This is a genomic window from Thermoanaerobacterales bacterium, from assembly GCA_030019475.1.
Classification (GTDB): domain Bacteria; phylum Bacillota; class Desulfotomaculia; order Desulfotomaculales; family JASEER01; genus JASEER01.
Genome location: JASEER010000029.1, coordinates 1 through 20,817, shown reverse-complemented (window position 1 = coordinate 20,817; position 20,817 = coordinate 1). Strand labels below are relative to the sequence as shown.

At 65.9% G+C, this 20,817-nt stretch carries 22 protein-coding genes; 20 read left to right on the top strand and 2 right to left on the bottom strand.

Translation table 11 applies throughout. The features are described 5' to 3' along the window. The first annotated feature begins 92 nt into the window (after positions 1-92). The 7 genes from fsa (at position 93) to QMC81_08420 (ending at position 4,583) form a co-directional block, all read left to right on the top strand. Positions 93-740 (top strand): fructose-6-phosphate aldolase, encoded by a 648-nt coding sequence (gene fsa, locus QMC81_08450; GenBank protein ID MDI6907500.1) that lies wholly within the window; start codon positions 93-95, stop codon positions 738-740. A gap of 122 nt (positions 741-862) precedes the next feature. Beyond that, positions 863-2,182 (top strand): transcription termination factor Rho, encoded by a 1,320-nt coding sequence (rho, locus tag QMC81_08445; protein ID MDI6907499.1) that lies wholly within the window; start codon positions 863-865, stop codon positions 2,180-2,182. A 63-nt stretch (positions 2,183-2,245) separates the two neighbouring features. Further along, positions 2,246-3,091: a M23 family metallopeptidase gene (locus tag QMC81_08440; GenBank protein ID MDI6907498.1), complete on the top strand. Its 846-nt coding sequence runs from the start codon at positions 2,246-2,248 to the stop codon at positions 3,089-3,091. Between the two features lie 94 nt (positions 3,092-3,185). Further along, on the top strand, positions 3,186-3,323 hold the full coding sequence (locus QMC81_08435; GenBank protein ID MDI6907497.1) for a nucleotidyltransferase domain-containing protein: 138 nt from the start codon (positions 3,186-3,188) through the stop codon (positions 3,321-3,323). Between the two features lie 18 nt (positions 3,324-3,341). Next, positions 3,342-3,482 (top strand): hypothetical protein, encoded by a 141-nt coding sequence (locus QMC81_08430; protein ID MDI6907496.1) that lies wholly within the window; start codon positions 3,342-3,344, stop codon positions 3,480-3,482. Further along, positions 3,469-3,789 (top strand): DUF86 domain-containing protein, encoded by a 321-nt coding sequence (locus QMC81_08425; GenBank protein MDI6907495.1) that lies wholly within the window; start codon positions 3,469-3,471, stop codon positions 3,787-3,789. Before QMC81_08430 ends, QMC81_08425 begins: the two co-directional genes overlap by 14 nt. Next, the gene (locus tag QMC81_08420; protein ID MDI6907494.1) at positions 3,786-4,583 is read left to right on the top strand and encodes an amidohydrolase family protein; all 798 of its coding nucleotides are present in this window, start codon (positions 3,786-3,788) and stop codon (positions 4,581-4,583) included. The genes QMC81_08425 and QMC81_08420 overlap by 4 nt, the downstream gene beginning before the upstream one ends. Positions 4,584-4,668: 85 nt before the next feature. On the opposite strand, the gene QMC81_08415 is transcribed toward QMC81_08420, so the two are convergent. Both QMC81_08415 and QMC81_08410 read right to left on the bottom strand, forming a co-directional pair. Then, positions 4,669-5,052, bottom strand: a complete 384-nt coding sequence (locus QMC81_08415) for a hypothetical protein (protein ID MDI6907493.1) — start codon at positions 5,050-5,052, stop codon at positions 4,669-4,671. Next, the gene (locus tag QMC81_08410; GenBank protein ID MDI6907492.1) at positions 5,049-5,261 is read right to left on the bottom strand and encodes a helix-turn-helix transcriptional regulator; all 213 of its coding nucleotides are present in this window, start codon (positions 5,259-5,261) and stop codon (positions 5,049-5,051) included. Before QMC81_08410 ends, QMC81_08415 begins: the two co-directional genes overlap by 4 nt. A gap of 553 nt (positions 5,262-5,814) precedes the next feature. On the opposite strand from QMC81_08410, the gene QMC81_08405 reads away from it, so the two are divergent. From QMC81_08405 to QMC81_08345, 13 genes are all read left to right on the top strand, one after another. Beyond that, positions 5,815-6,132, top strand: a complete 318-nt coding sequence (locus tag QMC81_08405) for a DUF485 domain-containing protein (GenBank protein MDI6907491.1) — start codon at positions 5,815-5,817, stop codon at positions 6,130-6,132. Positions 6,133-6,154: 22 nt separating this feature from the next. Further along, on the top strand, positions 6,155-7,693 hold the full coding sequence (locus QMC81_08400; GenBank protein ID MDI6907490.1) for a sodium/solute symporter: 1,539 nt from the start codon (positions 6,155-6,157) through the stop codon (positions 7,691-7,693). A gap of 114 nt (positions 7,694-7,807) precedes the next feature. Further along, the gene (locus QMC81_08395; GenBank protein ID MDI6907489.1) at positions 7,808-9,700 is read left to right on the top strand and encodes a DUF294 nucleotidyltransferase-like domain-containing protein; all 1,893 of its coding nucleotides are present in this window, start codon (positions 7,808-7,810) and stop codon (positions 9,698-9,700) included. A 22-nt stretch (positions 9,701-9,722) separates the two neighbouring features. Then, positions 9,723-10,439, top strand: coding sequence for an exonuclease domain-containing protein (locus QMC81_08390; protein MDI6907488.1), 717 nt, complete (start codon positions 9,723-9,725; stop codon positions 10,437-10,439). Between the two features lie 402 nt (positions 10,440-10,841). Beyond that, the gene (atpB, locus tag QMC81_08385; GenBank protein MDI6907487.1) at positions 10,842-11,597 is read left to right on the top strand and encodes a F0F1 ATP synthase subunit A; all 756 of its coding nucleotides are present in this window, start codon (positions 10,842-10,844) and stop codon (positions 11,595-11,597) included. A 49-nt stretch (positions 11,598-11,646) separates the two neighbouring features. Further along, a complete protein-coding gene (gene atpA / locus QMC81_08380) occupies positions 11,647-13,167 on the top strand; it encodes a F0F1 ATP synthase subunit alpha (GenBank protein ID MDI6907486.1) in 1,521 nt (506 codons plus the stop codon). Positions 13,168-13,553: 386 nt separating this feature from the next. Beyond that, on the top strand, positions 13,554-14,444 hold the full coding sequence (gene atpG / locus QMC81_08375) for an ATP synthase F1 subunit gamma (protein ID MDI6907485.1): 891 nt from the start codon (positions 13,554-13,556) through the stop codon (positions 14,442-14,444). A gap of 14 nt (positions 14,445-14,458) precedes the next feature. Continuing rightward, a complete protein-coding gene (gene atpD, locus QMC81_08370; GenBank protein ID MDI6907484.1) occupies positions 14,459-15,874 on the top strand; it encodes a F0F1 ATP synthase subunit beta in 1,416 nt (471 codons plus the stop codon). A 90-nt stretch (positions 15,875-15,964) separates the two neighbouring features. Next, positions 15,965-16,369 carry a hypothetical protein gene (locus QMC81_08365; GenBank protein ID MDI6907483.1) on the top strand — a complete coding sequence of 135 codons (405 nt, stop codon included), beginning with the start codon at positions 15,965-15,967 and terminating at the stop codon, positions 16,367-16,369. After that, on the top strand, positions 16,369-16,686 hold the full coding sequence (locus QMC81_08360) for a hypothetical protein (protein MDI6907482.1): 318 nt from the start codon (positions 16,369-16,371) through the stop codon (positions 16,684-16,686). Before QMC81_08365 ends, QMC81_08360 begins: the two co-directional genes overlap by 1 nt. Continuing rightward, entirely contained in the window at positions 16,683-17,963 is a 1,281-nt protein-coding gene (locus tag QMC81_08355) for a radical SAM protein (protein ID MDI6907481.1), read from the top strand. The genes QMC81_08360 and QMC81_08355 overlap by 4 nt, the downstream gene beginning before the upstream one ends. Before the next feature lie 309 nt (positions 17,964-18,272). Then, positions 18,273-19,463 (top strand): DUF1847 domain-containing protein, encoded by a 1,191-nt coding sequence (locus tag QMC81_08350; protein ID MDI6907480.1) that lies wholly within the window; start codon positions 18,273-18,275, stop codon positions 19,461-19,463. Positions 19,464-19,546: 83 nt separating this feature from the next. Further along, the gene (locus tag QMC81_08345; protein ID MDI6907479.1) at positions 19,547-20,740 is read left to right on the top strand and encodes a sulfite exporter TauE/SafE family protein; all 1,194 of its coding nucleotides are present in this window, start codon (positions 19,547-19,549) and stop codon (positions 20,738-20,740) included. The last annotated feature ends 77 nt before the right edge of the window (positions 20,741-20,817 follow it).

Genomic DNA, 20,817 nt, shown 5'->3' with positions numbered 1-20,817 from the left:
TCAACCTACACCCTTTGTTACGGAACCGTGCCTGTAAGGGTTGGGTCTTGCACGACTGACGCCCGACGACTAGAATCTGGAGGTGCTTTCCCATCAAACTCTTCCTCGACACCGCCAACGTCAACGAAATCCGCGATGCCGCCGCGCTCGGCGTCATCTCCGGCGTCACCACCAACCCCAGCCTCATCGCCAAAGAGGGGCGCGACTTCACCACCGTCGTGCGCGAGATCGTCAGCATCATCGACGGCCCGGTCAGCGCCGAGGTCATCAGCACCGAAGCGCGGGGGATGGTCGACGAGGCCGTTGAACTCTCCAGGATCCACCCCAACGTCGTCATCAAGATCCCCATGCTCGGGGAGGGCTTGAAGGCGGTCCACGAACTGGAGTCCCGGGGCATCAAGTGCAACGTCACCCTGGTCTTTTCGGCCAACCAGGCCCTCCTGGCCGCCCTGGCCGGGGCCAGCTACGTCAGCCCCTTCGTGGGGCGCCTTGACGACGCCGGGCACGACGGGATCGAGGTCGTGGGTGACATCGTGGAGATCTTCAACACCTACGACCTGCCCACCCAGGTCATCTCGGCCAGCATCCGGCACCCGCTGCACGTCCTGGCCTCCGCCCGGGCGGGAGCGCATATCGCCACCGTGCCGTACAAGGTCCTCATGCAGATGATCAAACACCCCTTGACCGACGTCGGCATCAAGCGCTTCCTGGATGACTGGGCGAAGCTCCGGAACAAGTAACGGTGCTTCTCCCATCCGGCTCCCGGGCCGCCTTGCCGCCCCGCTTGCCATTGCTTCGTGCGGAATAAACGTTTTTCCCGTCGGATATACCAGAAATAACGACCCACGAGGGGGGGATGCCCTTGTCCATTGCGGACTTGGAGAACAAAACGGTCAGCGAGCTTTATGCCATCGCGAAGGAACTCAATATCCCGGGATATTACCGATTACGAAAGAAAGAGTTGATCTACGAGATCAACCGGGCCCAGATGGATCGCAGCGGCATGTTCATCGCCAAAGGCGTGCTCGACATCCTGCCCGAAGGCTACGGTTTCCTCCGACCCTTCCAGTTCGTCCCGTCCAACGAAGATATCTATGTTTCCGCCTCCCAGATCCGCCGGTTCGGCCTGCGGACGGGAGACATGGTCTCGGGGCAGGTGAGGCCCCCCAAGGACAACGAGAAGTACCTGGCTCTCCTGCGCGTGGAGCAGGTCAACGGGGCCGACCCGGAGACGGCGGCCAACCGCATGCACTTCGACGCCCTGACCCCCCTCTACCCCCAGCAAAGAATCAGGCTGGAGACCACGCCCAACAGGGTGGCCACGCGCATCATCGATCTCATCTCCCCCATCGGCAAGGGCCAGCGCGGCATGATCGTCGCCCCGCCGAAGGCGGGGAAGACCACTCTCCTGAAGGAGATCGCCAACAGCATCACCACCAACCACCCCGAGATCACCCTGATCATCCTGCTCATCGACGAGCGGCCGGAGGAAGTGACCGACATCGAGCGCTCAGTGCGCGCCGAGGTCATCGCCTCCACCTTCGACGAACCGGCCGACAACCACGTCAAGGTGGCCGAGATCGTCCTTGAACGGGCCAAGCGCCTGGTCGAACACGGGCAAGACGTGGCCATCCTGTTGGACAGCATCACCCGCCTTGGGAGGGCGCACAACCTGGTCGTGCCCCCCAGCGGGCGCACCCTCTCGGGCGGCGTCGACCCGGCCGCCCTGCACAAGCCGAAGCGTTTCTTCGGCGCCGCGCGGAAGGTGGAGGAAGGCGGGAGTCTGACCATCCTGGCCACCGCCCTGATCGAGACCGGCAGCCGGATGGACGAGGTCATCTTCGAGGAGTTCAAGGGCACCGGCAACTCGGAACTGGTCCTCGACCGCCGCTTGGCCGACCGGCGCATTTTCCCCGCCATTGACATCCAGCGCTCCGGCACCCGCAAGGAAGAGCTTCTGCTTTCCCCGGAAGAGTTGGAGTTGATGTGGTATTTCCGGAAACTGACCAACCAGATGACGCCCTGGGAGGCCATGGAGCACATGCTGGAGGAGATGCGACGCACCAAGACGAACGCCGACCTTCTGCGCAACTTCCAGGCCTTCAAGACGGCGGCCGGCCCTGTGGGCGACCCGCCGCGGCCCCCCGGGACCAACGGGCGTAAATACGTCCAGCACGGCTAGGTATAAATTCCACCTCGCGAGGAAAAGCTAGTTAACGAATGTCCTCGCAAAGAGGTGGAAATGATGCGACCGAAACGCGTAATGGCCGTCCTGGCCCTGGGCGGCGCCCTGGCGCTGGCCGTGCTTTTCCCGGCCAATGCGCGTCTGGACGAGCTTATCCGGCCCGACCTGCCCTACCATGACCGGGCGGAGGTGCCGGCGACGGCGGGGGAAAGCTACCGGGTGCAGCCCGGCGACAGCCTCTGGACCATCGCCGCCGACCACGGCGTACCCGTGGACGAACTGGCGCAGGCCAACGGCCTGACCAGCCCGGACACCATCTACGCCGGGCAGACCCTGGCGATCCCCGGGAACGCCGAATTGAAGCACCGGGTGCAGCCCGGGGAGACCTTGTCGACCATCGCCGACCGCTACCGGGTCCCGGTGGAAGAGCTGGCGGCCGAGAACGGCCTTGACGACCCCGACCGTATCGTCGAGGGGCGGGAACTGGTCGTGCCGATGCGCGGCCTCAGCCTTCCCCGCGGGCCGCAGTGGGGCATGCTGCGCTGGCCGGTAACCGGCGCGGTCACCTCGGGGTTCGGGATGCGTGACGGGCGGCCGCACAAGGGGATCGACATCGCCGCTGGCGAGGGCGACCTGATCCGCGCCGCCCGCGGCGGGAGCGTGCGCTACGCGGCGACGGCGGGCACCTTCGGCCTCCTGGTCATCTTAGACCATGGCGACGGCCTGGAGACCTATTATGCCCACTGCTCGGAGCTGCTCGTCAAGGACGGGGAAGAGGTCCGCGCGGGGCAGCCCATCGCCCGCGTCGGCTCCACCGGCCGTTCCGAGGGGCCGCACCTGCACTTCGAGGTGCGCTGGCACGATCAGCCCTACGACCCGGCCCTCTCCCTCCCCGAGAAACCTTAAAAGGAGGCAGTTAAAAAGGGGTCATTTAAAAAGGGGTCAGGCCCCTTACTTAAAAGATCTTATGCTCAAAACAGGAAGACGAGGTGAGCTTGAATTGCCCCTGACCATCGAGGACGCCAAGGAAAGAATGATCCCCGTGCTCAAACGGCATGACGTCCGGCGCGCCGCCGTCTTCGGCTCGCTGGCGCGTGGCGAGGCGGGGGAGGAGAGCGACGTCGACCTGCTGGTGTAGTTGGCCGAGGGCAAGACATTGTTTGATCTCGGGGCGCTCAAGTTAGACCTTGAAGACGCCCTGGGCCGGCGTGTTGATCTCTTGACCTATGGCGGCATACATCCTTTGTTCGAGAAGCGGGTGCTGGCGGAGCAGGTGACGATCCATGAAAGAGTGTAACGTAGAGCGCACCAGGGTGCTCATCCAGCACATGCTGGAGTCTATCTTACTGATCGAAAAGTATACCGAAGGCATCTTACAGGACGCTGTCTTGCGCAGACTCGGCATAATAGGCGAGGCGGCGAAAAGCATTCCCCAGGAAACAAGGGAGAGGTTCTCGAGTATCCCCCGGCGTAAGATCACGGGGATGCGGGATATCATTATTCACGAGTACTTCGGGGTAAAGCTTGACGTCGTTTGGAGCACTCTGCGTAAAGATCTTCCGGTTGTCAGGGAGGAACTCAAGAAGGTCCTGATCGAGCTGTGAAGCCGGTTGACTTCCACGTCCACTTTTATCCCGAGAAGATCGCTCCGCGCGTCGTGGACGGGCTGAAGGCGCACTACGGCATCCCGGTCAACCACCGCGCCACGCGGGAGGAGTACCTGGACCTCGCCGCCGCCGCGGGCCTCGCGGGCGCCGTCTTCTTCACCGCCGCCACCCGGCCCGACCAGGTGCGGGCGGCCAACGACTGGGCGCTGGCCAACGCCGGCCCCGGCCTGGTGGGCTTCGGCACCCTGCACCCCTACGACGAAGGTACGGAGGCCGAGATCGCCCGCCTGCGCGCCGCGGGCATCAAGGGCGTCAAGTTCCACCCCGACTTCCAGCGGTTCTACCTCGACGAGGACCGCGCCCTGGCCCTCTACGAGAGGCTGGCGCGGGACTTCCTGGTCGTCCTGCACGTCGGTGACGACGAAACCCCGGCGAAGACGAACTACACCTCCCCCGAGCGCCTGGCCCGCGTCCTGGACATCCTGCCCGGGCTGCGGGTGGTCGCCGCGCACATGGGCGGCTATCAAATGTGGGAGCGCTCCCTGGCCTGCCTGGCCGGCCGGCCGGTCTGGTTCGACACCTCCAGCACCCTCGACTTCATCGACGACGACTTCTTCCGGCGGCTGATCGACGTCCACGGCCCGCACCGGATCCTCCTGGGCAGCGACTACCCCTTCCGCGAGCCGGGCTGGGAGATCGCCCGCCTCCGCCGCCTCAGCCTGCCCGCGGAGACCTTCGAGGCCGTCATCGGCGGCAACGCCCGCCGTCTCCTGGCTGACCTCGGGCTGTAAACCAGGAGGTAGGCTGCGTAAACGTCCCGGCTGTCCAGCTGCGTGACGAGTTGCAGAGAAGGAAGGCCGCCTGCGCCGCCATATCCTAACTACGCAGGTGATAGTATAGATAGGCACCCAGGAAGGAGCCCCAGAAGATCCCCATCATCCAGAAGAGGGGGTCGTAGGCCGTGTTGCCGTATTGCACGAAGTGGTAGGCCCATAGCCCCTGCAGGCTGACCGCCGTGACGTAGGCGCAAAACCGCGCGGCGCGTGTGAAAATGTAGTCCTGCCGCTCGTCGTTATACTCCCGGTCGGCGGCTGCCCCCTTGCGCCAATGGTAGAGGGAGAGCGCCGCGCCCAGGACGAACACCGCCAGGCCGGAAACCAGAAGCTTCCCGGCGCGCGGGCCGGAGAATGCCAGGGCCACAACGATAAAAGGCAGGGCGACTCCGGCGAACTCCAGCAGGTTCCTGACAGGCATCCTCATTTCCTATCATCCTCCTCTTCCGCGAAAATAAAGACATCTTCGATCGTCAGCCCGAAGACCCGCGCCAGCCGGTGGGCCAGCACCAGGGACGGGTTGTACCGTCCGTTCTCGATGGAGATGATCGTCTGCCGGCTGACCCCGACCCTCTCTGCCAGGTCCTCCTGCCGCAATTCGGCCTGCTGCCGCAACTCCCGCAACCTGTTCCGCATGCCCCACGCCCCTTCCTCAATCCTCCCCGCGCGGCACGCGTGCCGGCGCCGGTCGCTCATAAGTAAAGTTTCCTTGACATAACGATAGCGTAGCCGCCGCCTGATGTCAAGGTAATTTTACATTCCGCCGCAAGGGCGCCCGCCGGGGAAGAGCGTGGGCGGCGGCTTTTCCGTGCCCGAGGGCGGGAATGCGGCGGCCCTGACCTTTCCGCTATGGATGTCGAAAGGGTGGATTCGGGTCCCGAAGGGTTCTATTTGCAGCCTCAACTGTAAGCCGGCCCTTCCCACGCGCCGCAACCCGCATTACGAGAGCCCGCCCCCCTGCCAGAACCGTTCGGACTTCATTTCCGGCCTTTAGAACATAAAGTGTTGGCGACCGGGAGGGTTCCGCGTAATATCAAAGGCAGACATTTTTAAAGATTCACAATTTATTGAATTGGGGGGATTTGGGGGGTACATTCAAAGAGAGGGAACTCCAAGCGGGGGTGCGAGGGGTTCAAGTCCCGAAGGCAGACGGGTGTCGTAAACAGACTGCATTTTGAGGGGGGTTAATATGGCTGGGGACGCGAAGAGAATCGAGGACTCACCGGAGTTCACCAATCTGGTTGTTTCCCGGTGGACGGTGGCGAGCATCTTAACGCTGCTGGTCTTCATCACCTATTACGGATTCATTCTGCTGGTCGGCTATTCCAAGGAAACCATCGCCCGCAAGATAGGGGATGCGACCACGCTCGGTATCCCGATGGCGGTGCTGGTAATCGTGATCTCTTTTGTCCTGACTCTCGTTTATGTTTTCTGGGCCAATTCGAGCTACGACAGGAAGGTAGCGTCGTTGCGGCAGTCGCTCGAAGAGCAGTCGCTCGAAGAATAGACAAGGAACGGGGGGTGTAGTGATGCAGACGTCTTTGGGGCAACCCACGACTTTGGGGATCACCTTTTTCATGATCTTTGTGGCTGTCTCTCTCCTGATAACGTACTGGGCGGCCAGGAGGACGAAAACGACTACGGAGTACTACGCCGCGGCGCGGAGCGTAACGGCGCTTCAGAACGGCATTGCGCTGGCGGGGGATTACATGAGCGCGGCTTCCTTCCTCGGGATCGCCGGGATGGTAGCTTTAACGGGGTTTGACGGCATGATTTACGCGGTCGGCTGGTTGGTGGGGTGGCCGGTACTGCTCTTCCTCATCGCGGAGCCGCTGCGGAACCTGGGGAAATTCACTTTCGCGGACGTGGTGGCCTACAGGCTGCGGCAGCGGCCTATCCGGATCGCCGCGGCCGTCGGCAGCATCCTCACCGTTCTTTTCTATACCATCGCCCAGATGGTGGGTGCCGGCACTCTCATCAAGCTGATGTTCGGTCTTCCTTATGAAGCCGCCATCATTATCGTCGGCGTGGTCATGCTGATGTACGTGCTCTTCGGCGGGATGCTCGCCACGACCTGGGTTCAGATCATCAAGGCGATCCTCCTGCTCGGCGGCGTCACGGTCCTGATGCTGCTGACCATGGCCCATTTCCACTTCAGCCCCGGGGAGTTGTACAGTGCCGTGGCGGCCAGGTTCGGCCAGGCGGCCCTCGAACCAGGCAAGCTGATAAGCAACCCGCTCGACGCTGTCTCCCTCGGTTTGGCGCTGATGTTCGGCCTCCTGGGCCTGCCCCACATCCTGATGCGGTTCTACACCGTTCCGGACGCCAAGGAGGCGCGGAAATCGGTGGCCTGGGCGACGGGGTTCATCGGCTACTTCTACTGCATCATCCCGCTCGTCGGCTTCGGCGCCTCGGTTCTGGTGGGGCGTGAGGTCATCGCCGGCATTGACAAGGGCGGCAATATGGCGGCGCTGCTTCTCGCGGAGTTGCTGGGCGGCGTCCCGTTCCTCGGATTTATCGCCGCGGTGGCCTTTGCCACTATCCTGGCGGTCGTCGCCGGGCTGACGCTCGCCGGCGCGTCCGCCCTGTCACACGACATCTATGTTAACGTGGTCAAGGGCGGAAAGGCCACCGAAATGGAGCAGGTCAAGGTCGCCCGGACGGCCACCATCTTTATCGGTGTCCTGGCCATCCTCCTGGGCATCCTCTTCAAGGGGCAGAACGTCGCGTTCATGGTGGGCCTGGCCTTTGCCGTCGCCTGCAGCGCGAACTTCCCGGCGCTTTTCCTGTCGATCACCTGGAGGAAGATGAGTACGGCGGGCGCGACGGCCTCCATTATCGTCGGCGCTTTGCTGGCCACCCTGCTCATCATCCTGAGCCCGACGGTCTGGGTTGATGTGTTCAAGAATCCGGTGGCCGTCTTCCCGCTGAAGAACCCGGCGATCATCTCTATGACGGCGAGCTTTGTAACGGCCTTTGTGGTCTCTCTCTTGGTGCCGGATAAGGAGGCCGAGGCGAAGTTCAGCGCCGAAAGGATCAGAACCTATCTCGCGGCGGGCGCGGAATAACGTTATTGTTCATGCGATTTTCCTGCGGCCGGTGGAGCCGGGCCTTGCGCAGAGCGGGGCCCGGCCCCGGCGGTTTCGCGGGGAAAACGCCGGAGGGAGCCGTAAGTGCAGGAGATGCTTACTCTTTTAAAAGAGACGCCGCCTTTTTCCGAGCTGACGGAGGCGGTCCTCAAGGAGTGCGCCGGTGATTTCAGGGTCCGTCTCTATCCCAGGGGGAGCTATATCTTCCGCCAGGGGGAGCCATCCCGGGAGGTCTTTTTTGTCGTCGTCTCCGGTCTGGTGGAGATCCTGCTGGCGACGGATACGGGAGAGGAGAAGGCGGTCAGCCTGCGCCGTCCCCCCGATTTTTTCGGGGAGACGGTGTTCTTTTCCAACGAGGCCTATCCGGCTTCCACGCGGGCCGTGGAGGATACGCGCTGCCTTCTGGTTCCCCGGGGGTGTTTTGAGAAGCTGATGGCCACCGATCCCCGGTTTGCCGGCTACTTCAGCCGGATGCTGGCCGAAAGGATGCGCCACCTGTGGGACGGGGTCATCCGTGAGCAGTTCGTCCTCGGGCAGGGGGCGGAGAGGCCCTTCCGGAAGCGGCTCTACGAGATCATGAGCACTCCGGTGGTGACCTGCCGCGAGAGCGACACTGTGACGGACATCGCCCGCCTGATCAGTGAGAAGCAGATCAGCTCGGTGATCGTAATCGACCAGAGCGGAGGGCCGCTGGGCATCGTCACGGAGAAGGACCTGGTGAAAAAAATCCTGGCGGCTGAACACCCGGGCCGGAACCGGCTGACGGCCGGGGAAATCATGGGGCCGGACCCGGTGATCCTTCCGCCTGCCGCGCTCTTTCAGGAGGCGCTGCTGGCGATGGTGCAGCGGCAGTGCAAACACGTCATCGTGGCCGACCACCGCCTGGTCAGGGGCATCGTAACCCTGGCCGACCTGGTGCGCACGCAGAACGTGGACGCCTTGAGCGCCCTGACGGCTATCGAGCGGGCCAGGGACCCGGATGCGCTCAAGGCCGCGATGCGGCAGATAGACCGGGTGGTCCTGGGATTGGTGGCCGGTCAGGCGACGGCCGCCGAAACCGGGGTACTGGTTTCGGAGCTTTACGACCAGCTGGTGAAGCGCCTTATCTTCATTGCGGAGGAAGAACTGTACGCCGAGGGGAAGGGATACGCCCCGTGCGGTTACTGCTGGCTGACCATGGGCAGCGGCGGGCGGCGGGAGCAGGTGATCAGGACCGACCAGGACAACGCCCTGGTTTACGAAGACCCGCCCCCCGGTAAAGAGGCTGCTTTTCAGGAGTACTTCCTGGCCCTCGGCGGGAAGGTGGTGGCCGGCCTCGTTGAGCTGGGGTTCGCCCCCTGTCCGGGGAAGGTAATGGCGAATAACGCGGAATGGTGCAAATCCTACCGTGAATGGCTCGGCACGGTGCGGAGCTGGGTGAGGGAACCTCAGGGCGACCAACTCCGGAAGATGACCATCTTCTTCGACTTCCGGCCGGTCTGCGGACTTTTTGCGCTCGCCGAGAAGCTGCGCGAGACGATCCTTCACTGGCTAAGCGGGGAGCAGGTGGTTCTGCACTTCCTGGCACGGGATGCGCTGGCCAAGAAGATCCCGCTCAATCCCCTCCGGCAGGTGGTTACGGAAAAGTCGGGGCCCCACAAAGACGAACTGGACATTAAACGCTCGGTGCTGATTCACTTTGTGGACTGCATCCGCCTTTTTGCCTTGCGGGAAGGGGTTACGGCCACCTCGACCTTCGACCGGCTGCGGGAACTCGTTAAGCTGGATGTTTTCGGGGAGGATGACGCGGAGACCTTCAGGCTTGCTTACGACAACATGCTGATGATGCGGCTGCGGGACAGCCTGCAGCGCTTAAGCCAGGGGTGGAACCCCTCAAACTACGTCAACCCCCGCCGTATGAGCCGCCGGGAACTGAACGCCCTCCGCGAGGCCCTGGTTGTGGCTTCCCGACTGCAGTACCTCACAGGGATGAGCTTCAGGGTGTAAATGGTTACGGGGATATATCGGGGTGACTTCAGTGTCAAGCACCTATTTGATCCAGGTTATTGACAGTCTCCGGATCCGCTTGCGCGGGGAAGGCCGGCAACAAGAGCTGGACGCGTTGATCAATGAGCTGAACAGGCGCTGGGACGGCGACGTGCCGTTTATGGACCAGGCTTATGTGGCCTTCGACCTTGAAACCACCGGCCTGCACCCGTTCGGCGGCGACCGGATCACCGCTCTCGGGGCCGTCCGGATAGAAAAGGGAGAGGTCACAAGCGACGGCTTCGAGCAATTGGTAAATCCGGGACGGACGATCCCGCACGATACGGCGGCCCTGACGGGAATCACCGATCCGGACGTGGCCGGCGCCCCCTCCGTCCAGGCCGCGCTGCCCTGGTTCCTGGCGTTTTTGGCCCAGGGGGTCCCCTTAGGCTATAACGCCGATTTCGACCTCGCCTTTCTGAACCTGGCGCTGCGTCCGCATACGCGGCTCAAAATCAGCCGGGCGGCGGTACTCGACATTCTGCCGGTGGTCCAGGCGCTCAACCCCCGTTGGGAGCACCCTCTGCTCGACGATGTGGCGAACCACTACGGCGTGCCGCTCGAACGCCGGCATTCGGCGCTCGGCGACGCGGTCATCCACGCCCGGCTTTTCTTGAGCCTCATCCCTCTCCTCCGGGAACGCGGCATTTACACGCTGAAGGATTTGAGAAGCTACCTTCACTACAAGGGGTTTTTCTAGGGTCCATAAAACCATTGAATCGCTGGTTAACCAGGCCATCGAGCTTCTCGGCAAACAGCCCGCCTAACATGATGACGGAAGAGAAAGTGCGCCTGGTAGGCATCCTGGAAGAAAAGGGGGGCTTTTCGAATCAAGGGCGCGGATCGGGGGGAAACCGTTGCTTATTATCGTGACCGGGGAAGCCCCGGCCGCGCCGTGGCCCCGAGGGCTCGATCGATTACTACCGCCGGCTGATCGATCCGGCGAGGGAGCGCTGGCGGTATAAGTGCCCGGAGATCGTCTGGGGCTAAACCTGGGGACACGATGCCGCCTCCTTTTGCGGGGGCGGCTTTTGTATGTCCCCGGCGCGGGCGGGAAATCCTATCAAGCGACCGGCGCCCGGCAAGCGGCGCTGCGCCGGGGGTGAAGGAAACGGACGGACAGGGGTTCAGCCTGGGCCGGGTGGAAGAGGCGCTCAACGTCTGGGGATTCCCCGACCGCCCCTGGCACCTGGGGACGGTCCTGGGCCACCCGGTGGATGTCAATCCGCGGACGATGGTCTTCACCTGGGTGACGATGGCCGTCGTCCTGCTGCTCGGGTGGCTGGCGGCCCGCGGGGCCGACGTGCGCCGGCCCGGCCGGGCGGCGGCCCTCTTCGAGATCGTTTGGGGCTTCGTCCGCGGTCTGATCGACGAGAGCATGGACCCGGCGAAGGGCCGGGGCCTGACGATGGTGATGATGACCTGCCTGGTCTTCATCACGGTGGCGAACCTGCTGGGCATCGTGCCGGCGATGTTCGCCCCGACGGCCGACCACCAGACCACGTTCGCCCTGGCCGGGATCACCTTCGTCCTGACCCAGGCCTACGGCCTGCGTTATCACGGCCTGGGCTACTTCGGGCGCTTCCTGAAGCCCTTCCCGGTGCTCCTGCCCCTGCGGCTGATCGAGGAGCTGTCCAGGCCCCTGACCCTGGCCTTCCGTCTCTTCGGCAACATGCAGGGGAAGGAGATCATGATCTTCGCCCTGCTGGGCCTGATCACGGGCACGGCCGAGATCGCCGGGGGCTTCCTGGCCTCGGTGGCCTGGCTGGCCTTCAGCGTCTTTATTTCTTTCATCCAGGCCTTCGTCTTCACCGTGCTCAGTATCGCCTACATCGCCATGGCCGTGGAAGACGATTGACCCCGGCGGCCCCCGCCCCCCAAATCTTGACGATTGAAGGAACCGGCAAGTGGCCCTGCGCGCTGACGAGATCGTCAATGTCCTGAAAGAAAAAATCGCGGACTTCGAGGCCCGCGTCGAGGTGGCCGAGACCGGCAGCATCGTCCGGATCGGGGACGGGGTGGCCGACGTCTACGGGCTGGAGCGCTGCGTCTTCTCGGAGTTGGTCGAGTTCGCCAACGGCGTCCTGGGCATGGCCCTGCACCTGGGCGAGGACGTCACCGGCTGCGTCATCTTCGGGCCCTACGCCGACCTGCGCGAGGGGGACATCGTGCGGCGCACGGGCCGGGTGGCCTCCGTGCCGGCGGGGGATGTGCTCCTCGGGCGGGTCGTTAACCCCGTCGGCGAGCCGGCCGACGGCGGGGGGCCGGTCAGGACCGACCGCCGCCGCCCGGTGGACCGTACCGCGCCGGGGATCATCGCCCGACGGGCGGTCAACGTCCCGCTGCAGACGGGGATCAAGGCCATCGACAGCATGATCCCCATCGGCCGCGGCCAGCGCGAGCTGATCCTGGGCGACCGGCAGACCGGGAAGACGGCCCTGGCCGTGGACACGATCCTCAACCAGCGCGGCCAGGACGTCATCTGTATCTACGTCGCCATCGGCCAGAAGGCCTCCAGCGTCGCGCAGATCGTGCGCGTCCTGCGGGAGCGCGGCGCCCTGGACTTCACCATCGTCGTCTCGGCCACGGCCTCCGACCCCGCGCCGCTCCTCTACCTCGCCCCCTTCGCGGGGACGGCGATGGGGGAGGAGTTCATGGAGCGGGGGAGGGACGTCCTGGTCGTCTACGACGACCTCACCCGGCACGCCGCCGCCTACCGGGAGATGGCCCTGCTGCTGCGCCGCCCGCCGGGGCGGGAGGCCTTCCCGGGGGACATCTTCTACCTGCACTCGCGGCTGCTGGAGCGGGCGGCCGCCCTGGCCCCCGAGGCCGGCGGGGGCACCCTGACCGCCCTGCCGATCGTCGAGACCCTGCAGGGCGACCTCTCGGCCTACATCCCGACCAACGTCATCTCCATCACCGACGGGCAGATCTACCTCGACCCGGACCTCTTCTACGCCGGGGTGCGGCCGGCGGTCAACGTCGGGCTCTCGGTCTCCCGCGTCGGCGGCAAGGCGCAGAAGCCCGCCATGCGCAAGGTGGCCGGCCACCTGCGCCTCGACCTGGCGCAGTACCGGGAACTGGCGGCCTTCACCCAGTTCGGGGCGGAACTGGACGCCGCCACCCGCGCCCGCCTGGCCCGGGGCGAGCGGGTGACCGAGATGCTGAAACAGGGGCAGTACCGGCCGATGCCCCTGGAAGAACAGGTCCTGGCCATCTTCGCCGCCGTGCACGGCTACCTGGACGACCTGCCCGTTAACCGGGTGCGGGATTTCGAGCACCGGTTCCTGGAGTACATGCGCACCAACCACCCGGAGGTCGGGGCGGCCGTCCGGGAGACCGGCGACCTGCCCGACGACCTGGCGGCGAAGCTCCGGGAGAGCCTGGAGGCGTTCAAGGATGGGTGGGATGTGAGAGGCGGGAAGTGAGAGGCTTGAAATCACCTCCCGCATCCCATATGGCCGTCAGCCGAGCCCGTGTTACAGCTGTACATAAGGGGGTAGAGGAGAGGGGCAGGGGAGTCCCCCTCCACTTCCAGTGCTCCGCGTCGACAACTGTAGGCTCGGTTCGGAGCGTGGCATCCCGCTCCTGTGGATTGTTCGCGGCCGCTTCCCTTAAGGGGCGCCCTCAGCGGGCGCCAGCCAGGATCAAGGAAGCGCCCGCTCACGTCCTCGTCGCGGGCCACGCTACCTCACCTTCGCCAACAGTTGTTACCGACGCTGCGCAAGCCGTTCCGGGGGAGTCCCCTGCCCCTCCTTCTCGCGGCACGGTCGTCGGCCGAGCGGCCAAGACTACAGGAACCGGAGGGATGCCCGTGCCCGCCGTCGCCGACCTGCGCCGGCGCATCGCCAACATCCGCAACGTTCGGCAGCTCGCCCGCGCCATGAAGGCCGTGGCCGCCGCCCGGTTGGCCCGCGCCCGCGCGGCGGCCGCGGCGGCGCGCCCCTACGCCGGGGAAATCGGCGGCCTTCTGGCGCGCCTGGCGGCCGCTCCGGGGATCGAGCACCCCCTGCTGCTCCCGCCCGGTGCTCCGGCCCCGGCCGGCCGCCGCTGCCTGCTGGTCATCGCCGGCGACCGGGGGCTTGCCGGCGGCTTCAACGCCGCCGTCGTCCGCGCCGCCCTGGACATGCAAAAGGCACGCGAGGGCGGCGGGCCGGCCCCGGCCTTCATCGCCGTCGGGCGCCGGGCCGTCACCGCTCTGCGCTTCCGCGGGGCCGACCTGCGCGAGACGTTCACCGGGCTTGACGACCCGGTCCCCCCGGAGCTGAGCCGCGCCGTCGCCGCCCGCCTGCTGGACGGCCTGGCCGCCGGGGAGTTCGCCGCCGTGGACCTGGTCTACAACCGCTTCGTCAGCGTCCTCGTCCAGCGCCCGGCGGTCGAACCCCTCCTGCCCGTCGTCCCCCCGGCGCCGGAGGATGTAGAGCGGCGTAAAGGTCCGCAGCCGCTCTACATCGTCGAGCCCTCGCCGCAGGAGGTCCTCGGCGAACTCGTCCCGGCCTACGTCACCGCCCGCGTCCACCGCGCCCTGGCCGAGTCCCGCGCCGGGGAGCACGCCGCCCGCATGGCGGCCATGGACGCCGCGGTGCGCAACGCCGGCGAGGCCGTCGACCGCCTGACACGGGAGTTGTCCCGGCGGCGGCAGCAGGCGATCACCATGGAGATCCTCGACATCGTAGGCGGCGCCGCCGCCATCGACAACCGGTGAGGGAGGAGGTAGCCGTGGCCCGGGGTGAGGTGGTCCAGGTCATCGGGGTCGTCGTCGACGTCCGTTTCCCGCCGGGCGAGACGCCCCGCATCTTCAACGCCCTGAAGATCGACGTCCCGGACGGCGGCGCCGGGCGGCCCGTTGATCTCATGCTGGAGGTCGCCCAGCACCTGGGCGACGGCACCGTGCGCTGCATCGCCATGGGCTCCACCGACGGCCTGGCGCGGGGCATCCCCGTCACCGACACCGGGGCGCCGGTCACCGTTCCGGTCGGGCGGCCCGTCCTCGGGCGGGTGGTCGACGTCCTTGGCCGCCCCGTCGACGGCCGCGGCCCGGTTGCCGCGGAGACGTCGCTGCCCATCCACCGGCCGGCCCCGGCCCTGGCCGACCAGTCGACGGAGGTGGAGATCCTGGAGACCGGGCTGAAGGTCATCGACCTCCTGGTCCCCTTCATGAAGGGCGGCAAGATCGGCATGTTCGGCGGCGCCGGGGTGGGTAAGACCGTCATCGTCATGGAGTTGATCAACAACATCGCCAAGCACCACGGCGGCATCTCCGTCTTCACCGGCGTGGGGGAGCGGACGCGCGAGGGCCACGAGCTGCTGCAGGAGATGACCGGAGCCGGTGTCCTGGACAAGACGGTCATGGCCTTCGGCCAGATGAACGAGCCGCCCGGCTCGCGCCTGCGCGTCGGCCTCACCGGCCTGACCATGGCCGAGCACTTCCGGGACGCCGAGGGCGCCGACGTCCTGCTCTTCATCGATAACATCTTCCGCTTCGCCCAGGCCGGCAGCGAGGTCTCGGCTCTGCTGGGGCGCATGCCGTCCGCCGTCGGCTACCAGCCGACCCTGGCCACTGAAATCGGCCAGCTCCAGGAACGCATCACCTCCACGCGGAAGGGCTCGATCACCTCCGTGCAGGCCGTCTACGTCCCGGCCGACGACCTGACCGACCCGGCCCCGGCCACCACCTTCGCCCACCTGGACGGGAGCGTCGTCCTCTCCCGGCAGATCGCCGAGCGGGGCATCTACCCGGCCGTCGACCCCCTGGACTCCGCGTCCCGCCTCCTCGACCCCCGCGTCGTCGGCGAGGAACACTACCGCGTCGCCCGGGGGGTGCAGGAGGTCCTGCAGCGCTATCGGGAACTGCAGGACATCATCGCCATCCTCGGCCTGGAGGAACTCTCCGAGGAGGACCGCCTGACCGTCGCGCGGGCGCGGAGGATCTCCCGCTTCTTCTCCCAGCCCTTCCACGTCGCCGAGGCCTTCACCAACCGCCCCGGCCGCTACGTCTCCCGGGCGGACACCGTCCGCGGCTTCGCCGAGATCCTGGACGGCAGGCACGACGACCGGCCCGAGGAGGCCTTCTTCATGATCGGCGCCATCGAGGAGGCGCGGCGGGAACAGCCCGCGCAAGGCGCGAGGGCCTGATGCCGCAAAGTGTGGTAAAATATACATATGGGGGTTTCCCGCAGCACAGACGGGGGAGGAAACGGCGCACTGGAACGGCTGGAACAAATCTTGGGCAAAAGCGGAGGGGGGAGCATCGCTCCCGCCATCCGGGGGATCGACGTCGCCTCCGTGCGGGAGATCGCCTTGATGAAGGCGTACACCATCGGAAGAAGGGCGCTGTTCCGGGACTATGTGGACCTCTACTTCGCCCTGCGCTCCGGGGAGGTTTCCCTGGCGTATATCCTGGCCAACGCGCCGCGGAAGTTCACGCTTGAAGGGGAGTGCCTCTTCGCGCAGAGGCTTTTCCTGGAACAACTGGCCTACACCGGGGATACGCCGGACCGGGAACAGGTCCTGAATCTGATCCCTGAAGGGGAGAAAATCTCGGCGGAGGAGATTGAGGACTTCTTGCGCCGGGAAGCCGGGCGGGTGGCACGTGCCCTGGTCCGGGCGCACCAGGGGGGGCCGAAGTGATGCTGCCGGAACCGTTGCGCGACCTGTTTCGCAACTATCACGTGAGAACCATCGATCCCGACCGGGCCGCCGAACTGGTCATCCGCACGACCCTGGCCCGCGGGTCCTGGGAGCAGATCGAATGGTTGTTCGGTTACTACGGTGCGGAGCGCATACGTGAGGTCTTTATGAAAGACTATTACGGCCGGCGGGAGTTACCCGAGCCGACACGCTGCCTGTGGGCCCTGGCCTTCCTCGGTGAAGCGCCGGCCAGGGAAACCGATCCCCGGGTCCGGTGGCGCGGGCGCCGCCGCGTGCCGCCGCACAGCCCGCAATGAGCGGCCGGCTGCTCAAGCTCCTCTACGCCACCGCCGACGGCGCCCTCTACGAGGACCCCGAACTCGGGGCCGCCGGCTGGGACGGGGCGAGGGTCGTCCCCCTGGACGCCGCGCGGGCCGTACCCCTGCCCGAAGGGGCCGACCTCATGCTCCTGCCGGACCGCGCCGCCGTCGCCTGGGATCCGGCCTCCGGGCGGCCCCTGCGGGACGTCGCCGCCCGCCGGGGAGCGGGCGAGCCCCTCCTGGCCGTCGCCGCCACCCTGCCCCAGGGCTACACCCGCACCCTTCTCCCCGCCTACAGGGCGGAAGCGGGCGCCCCGCGCCTGCCCCTCTTCGGCTACACCGCCGTCGGCGTCGCCGGGGACGGGCAAATCTACGCCGCCGCCCTGGTCACCGACCGGGCCTACCGCTGGAACCCGGCCCTCTACAACGACCGCACCCTGCCCCGCCGCATCAAGGCCCTGCGCAAGCGCTTCCCGGAGAACCGGCTGGTGGAGCACCTCTCCCGCTGTGCCCTGGAGTACCGCTGTCTCACGGCGCAGAACCTCTTCTACGGCCGCTGGGAGGCCGGCCTGCCCGTCGCTCCCGCCTGCAACGCCGCCTGCCTGGGCTGCCTCTCGCAGCAGCCCGAGGGCGGCTGCCCGTCCCCCCAGGAGCGGATCGCCTTCACGCCCACGGTCGAGGAGATCGCCGCGTTGGGCGCCATGCACCTCGCCGAGGGGATCGAGCCCATCGTCAGCTTCGGCCAGGGCTGCGAGGGCGAGCCCCTGACGCAAAGCAGGCTCCTCGCGGAGGCCGTCGCCGCCGTCCGCGCCCGTACCTCCCGGGGGAGCGTCAACCTGAACACCAACGGCCTGGACACCGCCGCCCTGCGCGCCGTCGCCGCCGCCGGCCTGGACAGCGTGCGCGTCAGCCTGATCAGCGTTCGGGACGAGACCTACCGGGCTTACCACCGCCCCCCGGGCTTCGCCCTGGAAGACGTCCGCCGCTCCCTGGCCGCGGCGAAAGAACACGGCGTCTACGTCTCCTTAAACCTCCTGGTCATGCCCGGCCTGACCGACCGCGAGGAGGAGGCCGCCGCCCTGAAGGCCCTCCTCGACGAGGGGACGGTCGACATGGTCCAGCTCCGCAACCTGAACGTCGACCCCGCCTTCCTCTTCTCCGCCCTTCCCGGCCGGCAGGGGGAACTGCTCGGCATCCCCGCCCTTGTCGACCGCCTCCGTGCCCGCCCCGGCCTGGCCGTCGGCAACTACACCCACGCGCCCCAAGCCCGTTGATATCCCGTCCGAACCCGAGGGCCGGGGACGTGAAAGCCCGTAAGAAGCCGGCGGCGCCGTGCACGGCGGCGCCTTTTTCGTGTAACCGGCATTGTCGGCCGGCCGACATAGCTCCGGTCGGCAAGCAGGCCGTATTTTCGTTTTGCCCGAGACCATGCCTTTGTAACGAGGATGACACCTTTCAGGCACTACACGTGGCTGTCGCCGGGTCAGCCCTAAGATAGAATCTTTATAAAATCTAAATGTGAACGCTCTCACGTTTGCGGGGACTTAACGGCTTCATCGGGCCGGAGGGGGAGTGCAGCGCGAATGAAATGCGCGTATTGCGAGTTGAAGATGGCCTGCAGCAAGCAGGGCCGCGACTGCCACGGGGGCACGCTGGAGGTGCCGGAGTACAGGGACCCGAAGGTCCGGCCCTACGTAACCTACAGCGCCTTCCTGCAGCACGTCTACGGCAACAACCTGACCCGTCTCCAGGAACTGATCTTTATCCCCCGGATGATGGGGTACAGGGAACTCGGCCTGGTTTACTGCGCCGGGCTCCGGCACGAGGCGAAGCTGACGGCTGACGCCTTGTCGCCCCACTACCGGGTCCACGCCGTCTGCTGCGACCACTGCCTCACGGAAGACAAGCGGTTTGTCCTCGACCCCGACAAGCGGTTCGGCCTCTATGAGCGTGACGACCGGAGCAAGGTCGACGCCCTCAACGCCTTCGGCGCCCCCATGCACGTCTCCCTGGGGCTGTGCATCGAGCAGGACATCCTGTTCAACCGGTACAGCAACGTGCCCGTGACCAATTTCGCGGTCTCCGACTGGGTCCTGGGGCACCACCCGCTGACCGTCGTCTACACCACCTACCAGCGCAAGAAATACCTGCAGGGCAAGGGCCTGCCGAAGCCCGGCCAGGTCCGGCGGACCAGGCTGCAGGAGTTGATCCTCTTCGGCCGGCGGGCGGGCTTCAAGACCATCAGCCTGGGGTTCTGCAACGGGCTGTTCGAAGAGGCGCGGATGCTTTCGGACATCCTGAGGCAGTACTTTATCGTCTATTCGGTCTGCTGCAAGACCAGCGGCATCGACAAGAAGTCCCAGAACACGCCCTACATGAACCCCAACGCCGAGTTCGAGTCGGCCTGCAACCCGGTGGGGCAGGCCAAGGTCGTCAACAGGCTGCGCATTGACCTTTCGGTCCAGATGGGCATCTGCCTCGGCCACGACATGTGTTTCGCCACGCACACCCTGCCGCCGACCACGACCTTTGCCGCGAAAGACCGCGTGCTGGGCCACAACACCCTGGCCGCCCTGTACAGCGGGGCGCATGCCATCGAGGTCGACTACGACGACCCGCGTCCCTACGAAGTGGCGGAGAAGTACAAGGACGCCGAGCCGCCGCTTGCCGGGCGGGACGACGAGGTCGAGCCGGGGGCTCAATCCGCCTGGGGTTATCTCCCGCCTGGGCGGGATACGCCGGTCGCTCTGTTAAAAAACCGGACCGGGGGGTGAGAGACACGGCATAGACCGGTCAGCTGAGTTCCAGACAGGCCTGATAATCAATAGTCAATCAGCAGATAAGGGAGAGGTTTAACGTGAAGAACGGGAGATTATGGCGCAGGGTGGCGGTCGCCCTGCTGCTCACGCTGCTGGCGGGCCTTATGCTGGGCGCCGCCGGCGTGGGCGCGAACCCCGGTGCGACGTCGTTGGATGACCTTGGACTGACAGGCAAGCTGGCCAAAGCGATTCAGGAAGTGCCGCTCGGCGCGGAAAAGGGGCACATTGATCCGAACGCGCCGCCGGGATTCCTCGGGATACCGGGGGCGCCGCAGGTTAACCTGATCGTCGCCTTCCTGTGGGCCATCTGGGTCGGCTGGATCTTCTCCACCGTCGGCGCCTTCGGCGGGATCATGGCCGGCGTGGGCCACATGACCGTCTTCGGCCTCGGCCCCTACGCGAAATCCTTTAAAGAGACGGCCCCCACCTTCAACAAGCTGCTCACGGACAGCATCCGTGTTTCCAACCAGTTCCTCGTCGGCCTTTCCTCGATGGTCGCCAGCTACAACCACTACCGGGCGGGCCGCCTGGTCCTGCCGCTCGGCCTGGCCCTCGGCCTCGGCTCGATCGTCGGCGCCGTGACCATCCCCTGGCTGACCGGCGGCAAGGTCTCCTTCAGCCAGTACCAGGGCTGGTTCGGCCTCTTCGTCTTTATCGTCGGTGCTTTCCTCCTGTATGAAACCACGCCCCGCGGCCAGGCCGGCAAGAAGGCCGCCAAGGCTGCGGCGAAGGCCTTCGAGCAGAGCGTCAAGGAGAAGGGCGACACTGCGGAGCGCGGCGTCAAGGTGACGAAGGTCGCCTTGCCCATGATCCACTTCACCTTCTGCGGCGTGGAGTTCAAGTTCAACGCCGTCTGGCCGGTGCTCGGCGGCATCGTCATCGCCGCCGTCTCCGCCTTCCTCGGCGTCGGCGGCGGCTTCCTGTACGTGCCCTTCCTGACCAGCGTCGTCGGCCTGCCGATGTTCATCGTTGCCGGCACCTCCGCCCTGACGGTGTTCATCAGCATGCTCGCCAGCATCACCGCTTACATCAAGCTGGCCGGCGCGGGCGTCTACTGGACGCTCATCGGGGTCGAGCTGGTCGGCATCTTCATCGGCTCGGTCATCGGGCCGCGGACTATGAAGTACATCCCCGACATTTGGCTGAAGCGTATCTTCGTAGTGCTCGCCATCTACGTCGGGCTCGGTTACTTCAGCAAGGGCTTCTTCGGCAAAGCCTGGGTACCGATGTAAAGAAAAAGCCTGCGGCGGCGGCTCCTTTACGGGCCGGAGCCGCCGCCCCCGGACTGAGGGGTGAAGACGTGGGACTC